6 protein-coding genes are annotated in these 5,315 nt (G+C 46.1%); all 6 read right to left on the reverse strand.

Annotated features, from left to right (window positions below; genetic code table 11):
• Positions 1-59: 59 nt before the first annotated feature.
• Complete coding sequence (locus AC075L_RS10070; RefSeq protein WP_476387598.1) at positions 60-326, reverse strand: hypothetical protein; 267 nt, start codon at positions 324-326, stop codon at positions 60-62.
• Complete coding sequence (locus AC075L_RS10075; protein WP_476387599.1) at positions 326-922, reverse strand: hypothetical protein; 597 nt, start codon at positions 920-922, stop codon at positions 326-328. The genes AC075L_RS10070 and AC075L_RS10075 overlap by 1 nt, the downstream gene beginning before the upstream one ends.
• Positions 919-2,406 carry an HlyD family efflux transporter periplasmic adaptor subunit gene (locus AC075L_RS10080; RefSeq protein WP_118566223.1) on the reverse strand — a complete coding sequence of 496 codons (1,488 nt, stop codon included), beginning with the start codon at positions 2,404-2,406 and terminating at the stop codon, positions 919-921. The genes AC075L_RS10075 and AC075L_RS10080 overlap by 4 nt, the downstream gene beginning before the upstream one ends.
• Positions 2,407-2,432: 26 nt before the next feature.
• A complete protein-coding gene (locus tag AC075L_RS10085; RefSeq protein ID WP_226852677.1) occupies positions 2,433-3,320 on the reverse strand; it encodes a carbohydrate ABC transporter permease in 888 nt (295 codons plus the stop codon).
• On the reverse strand, positions 3,317-4,261 hold the full coding sequence (locus AC075L_RS10090; protein ID WP_476387600.1) for a carbohydrate ABC transporter permease: 945 nt from the start codon (positions 4,259-4,261) through the stop codon (positions 3,317-3,319). Before AC075L_RS10090 ends, AC075L_RS10085 begins: the two co-directional genes overlap by 4 nt.
• A 148-nt stretch (positions 4,262-4,409) precedes the next feature.
• The coding region (locus AC075L_RS10095) for an extracellular solute-binding protein (RefSeq protein ID WP_476387601.1) at positions 4,410-5,315 on the reverse strand (906 nt) is incomplete at its 5' end.

Here is a 5,315-nt window from a genome sequence, read left to right on the forward strand (position 1 = left end):
TCGATACAGCTTAAATTCTGCCACAGCCTGCATCCACCTTTTCTTTCCAGAACCCAAAGTCAGACCACCTTGACGGAATCCATCCCCTCCGGCCAGGTCGGGGATGTGTCCAAAGAAGAAGCCAGACCACCGTCCCTGCCATTACACTGTACAGCAGGTTGCGAGAACCAGTACTCTGCATCTTTCACTGTATAGTTCTTTTTTTCTCTGCTTATTTCCGTCCACAGACTGCCAGAAAGAACCGCCGGCAGCAGCAGTAATGCCGCCAGTCCTGCATTTTTCGGTAAAGTTGAGGATACCACAGTTCCCTGAAGTCCGTATTTCATCAGCAAAGCTCGTTCACTGTACTTTCTTCGGTTTCTCCATTTCTCCTTCTGATAAACAAACGATTATAAAAAAGTTCCGTCTCGGTATCATCCGCAGAAGCCGCCCCGAAAACCAAAATTTTCTGCCCCGAGTCCGCAACTTTCCTGACAGTATAAGTACGTCCCTGAAACAGAATCTGACCACCCGGAACCTTATTGCCAAAGAGCTCCCAGGCAGTTGTACCATCAATCACGCAACCATCCGGATCACCTTCTGTCAGAGCTGCTGCCTGCCAGTCATACCCTGCGGGATTTCCCTTAAGATACACAGTCATCGCCTGTGCCTGCCGGTTTCCTTCTTTCGCAGAAATCTCCCTCAACCCTGCATCTGCATAAAAACATACATCATAAGGCTTCTCACTTTTTCTTTCCTGCTTCAGGATATTTTCTGCTCCTTTCCTGTCAGGATAAGCTGCGGACAGAAACACCGATACTGCTGTATCATTTCTGATCTGCACATAATTATAGACTCCCAGAAAATAAATACAGAAAATAATCAGCCACACAGTCAGAGTACCAGCTTTCCTTAAAAAGGCACTCTGACTTCTGACACTCATTCCTCCAGCAGCCTGATCCGGCTGCCGCTGCTGATCTCTCTGTCACTGGAAGTCACGATTTTCTGGTCACTTGATAAATCCCCGTTCTCCAGCGCAGCAGTGGAAGAATTTTTATCTTTCACATTCACATACGTTTTTCGCGCTACCAGTACCTCACCCAGGACGGTGTTCTGTGTATCTGTCACATAAACATAGTATCTGCCATTTTCCTCATACAATGCGCTCAGCGGAACACAGACATTAAAAGGACCTGCATCCTGAGAAATTGTAAATTCCGCAGTATCTCCTATGGAAAGAGTTCCCTCCGGTACCTGTACAGAAAGAATGTACTGATTTTCATTACTGCTGTCCTCTTTCACAGACTCCACTTTCGCTCCTGTAATCTCTTTTTCATCCGCACCTTTTAAAATTACCTCTCCGCCACTCTTTATGTATTTCAGATCATCTTTGCTGACCTCTGCCTGAAACCGAAAGGTTCCTTTGGATTCATAAAGGACAACCGCAGCTTCCGCTCCTGTCTGGCTTCCTGTCACTGCACTCAGACTCTTTATCACACCATCACAGGGTGCTTTCACTTTTCCCTTTCGTGCCAGCACTTTCTGCAACGTTTCCAGATCTTTCTGCGCAGTCTCAAGTTCCGCCTGCGTATTCTCCAGCGTGGAATCCGAAGCATCACCGATCTGCGTATCCCGGATTGCCTGCTCTGCTGACTGAAGTTCTCTTCTGCGGCTGAGCATGGCTTCATTGACCGCCTCCTCTTTCGCCCGGATATCATCAATCAATGCCTGCTCCTGAGAATTGTCCTGCGCATTCGAATTGTCGCCGTTTCCTGATGTATTTTTATTCCCTTCGCCATCTGTGCGATCCGTATTTCCGGAATCACCGGAGTTCTCCGGATCATCAAACTCGCTGGAATCACTGAACTTCTCCTCATCCGGTATCTTATCCTGTACGTCATTCTGCGCCGCATCCCGCTGTGCGTAATAATCCTGAAGCTTCTGTCTGGCTATGGCTGCCTCATTCTGTGCCGCCTGCACACTGTAATTTCCGCTGGAAACCGCACTGTTATAATTTTCCTGTGCATCTGAAAACTCATTATTTCTCTTCTGCTGATTCACAGACTCTGCACTGATCAGATCATTGATCTTCCCCTGCAGAACATCTATGGCATCCTGTTTTTCCTTTATGGTTTTTTTTAGATATTTTACAGAAAACTTCAGCAGCGCATCCCCTTTTTTCACATTCTGTCCTTCCTGCACATAAACCTGCTCCACCTTCTGTCCCTCCTGGGTAAAAACTGCCCGTTCTCTGGTTCCCATCACTTTACCTGTGCCGGTCACCTCATGCGTGATCACCTGATTCTGAGCTGTTTTTGTCTCTACCTGTGCTACATTCACCGAATCTGCCGCCCTGGACAGAAAAGTAAACAAAAGCATCAGGGCAAAAAATCCTGCCAGAATTTTTATCAGTTTTATTTTCTTCATAGATAAATCCTCTCGTTTCTGTCGCTCTATTCCTTGATTGCCGTGGATATGATCCCTTGTTCCAGATAATCCTGCCCTGCCAGAAAAACGATCACTGCCGGGATCAGAACCAGAACAGATACCGCAAATGCCTTTCCTGTCTGGGAGATATCGATCTGTGGAAGGTACAGAGACAGCGGCCACAGACTTTTGGTCTTCAGAAATGCCATTGGCTGTTCGATCAGATTCCAGTATTCCAGAAATCCCAGAACCAGTGCCGAAATGATACCCGCAGAACCCAGAGGGATTCCGATTCTGATAAAAATAAGCAGCTCACCCGCCCCGTCCAGCCGCGCAGATTCCATCAGTGCCTCCGGAATACTCTCAAAGAAACGATACATGATAAAAACCGGAAACGTGGAAAAGGCCGCCGGAAGAATAATCCCCCACAGATGATCCAGAAGTTTCATCTGATCCAGAACCAAATAATTACTGAGCATCATTACCTGAAAGGGCATCATCATCAATGCCACATAGATCATAAACAGCAGATTTTTTCCCGGAAAACGATATCTGGCAAATCCCCACGCTGCCGGTACTCCCACCAGGATCTGCCCTGCCAGAACTCCGACAGTAATCTTTACGGAATTCCAGAACATCACAAAAAACTCCGGAGAATCCAGCAGGACTTTCACATAGGATCTCAGCGTCGGATAAAGCGGAAGTACTCTCCAGAATACATAACTGACTGCCTGACCGGAAGCAGATCCACTGTCTGCTGTCAGTACCGCCCCCAGAAGATCATTTAATTCCTTCTGCCCCATCAGTGATCCTGTAACTGAAAAAAATACCGGAAATACTGCCACCAGTGCAAGGAGTACAAGGAGCAGGCTTCCTATCTTCCTGATACGGAATATCTGCATAACTTTTCTCATTCTGCCCCGCCTTTCCCCCAGGCTTTCCACAATCCCAGGATCAGCAGAAAAATCACCAGTCCGGTCACCACTGCCGCAGCCGACATCTTATCCAGCGACAGGTCCCTGTACCAGTTGTTAAACAGATGCTGAAGCAGATACATTTTTTCCTGTGGATAATCACCGGCCACCAGATATGCCTCACGGAAAACCTTAAATGCATTGAGTACAGAAAGTACCACGATCGTAAAAAGGGACGGGAGCAGATTCGGGAGTGTGATCTTCGTAAAACATTTCCACTCCCCTGCCCCGTCCACTTTTGCTGCCTCGTAAAGTGCCGCCGGAATGGCAGACAATCCTGCCATCCAGAGCGCTACATCATATCCAAGATTTCTCCATATATAACTGATCACCAGTACATAAAAAGAAGCACCTGTATTCATCCAGTCAGTCGTCTGAACAGATAACATATGAAGCAGGTGATTCAATAAGCCCTGATCGTCAAAAAGCAGTCTCCACAGAAGTACCACTGATGCTACAGGGATTGCCATTGGCAGAAGAAAGAAACTTTTCAGAATCTGCGTAAATCTTTTTTGCCCTGCAAGCAGGACTGCTATGATCAGAGACAATACCACCAGCAGCGGCACACACACTCCGAAGAACCGAAGTGTGTTGCCTGCTGCCAGACGAAACGCTTTGTTTGCAAATATCGTCCTGTAGTTCTCTATCCCCACAAATTCTCCATTCACTGCCCCGCAAAAAGATCTGCGGATCACATCCACATACGGGATCAGCCAGAAAATGCAGACACCTGCAAAACTCGGAAGAATAAAAGCCAGACCTTTTTCTGTATTTCTGAAAGCTGCACATCTTCTGCGATTTCGTTTCCGACTAAACAGCAAATCTGATTTTGCGTTCCGTTTCTCTGTTAAAGATAAGTGTTCTTTTAAATTAATCTTCATTCTCTTAAACTCCCTTACCTTGCAGTGTTGGGTAATCAGCAGCAGACAGCCGCTTATTCAGATAAATACAGATTTACTTCCTGCATGATCTCTTTCACAGCATCATCCAGCCCCGTTTCTCCATTGAGGTATTTCTCACCGGATTCCGTTACTGCATTTCGGATGATCTGATTACTCTTTGCAGGTACAGTAAGTGTTTTTCCAGATCCATGATGTTCTGTATTGCTTCATCTTCCGGAATGATCTCGTCCATCTCAATCTGCTTGATATTACCATCTGCCGTATCATAGGAAGCCCCGATCGAGCCAATGGTATCTCCGCTGGATTTTCCCATTTTCCAGTAAGCCATATCCTCATAAACTTTACTATTTACAGCTAACCCTTCCGTATTACTTGCTCTCTGGGATTCCTCTTCAAACAGAAACTTGACAAACTTCTCTGCCGCTTCTTTTTCGGATGCCTTTGCACTGACCCCGACAGCACTCCTTGGATAGAAACAGTTCTCGCTTTGTCCGTTCAGAAGTTTATAATCCAGATCCGGATCTACTTTTCTTGCAGAATCTAAAGATACCAGACCTTCCGGTGAGAGCAGGCCTCCTGCTGCTACTGTATCAACTTTTGCAAGCAGACTGGTTACGGATCCTGAAATGTCCATATATCCTGAATGATCTGAATCTGCCCAGTCATCCCCCATCTGATAAGCTTTCTTTGTTTCTTCTATCGCATTTTTCTGAGTCTGCCAGATCCTGTTTACCTGTTCCAGATATTCTTTCACAGCATTTTCATTCAGAGTTCCGTCTTCGTTCATCCATGCAGGTATACTATTATCTATGGTTCCCTGTATCAGATAGGATGGTGCTATAGAAAAATCGCTGAAGAATTGTAATTTTCCATAGCTATCTTTCTGCGACTCCGCTGCATCAGCTTCTGTTGTCAGATCCGTAATTCCGGCTATGATATCCTTATTTCCCTCTATCATCGGAATGCCGAACTTGACAGGCATGGTATAAATGCTTCCGTCCTCTTTTGTATATGCGTCCTTGATATTGGACAG

This window comes from Blautia sp. ZXY-1-B12, from assembly GCF_056339915.1.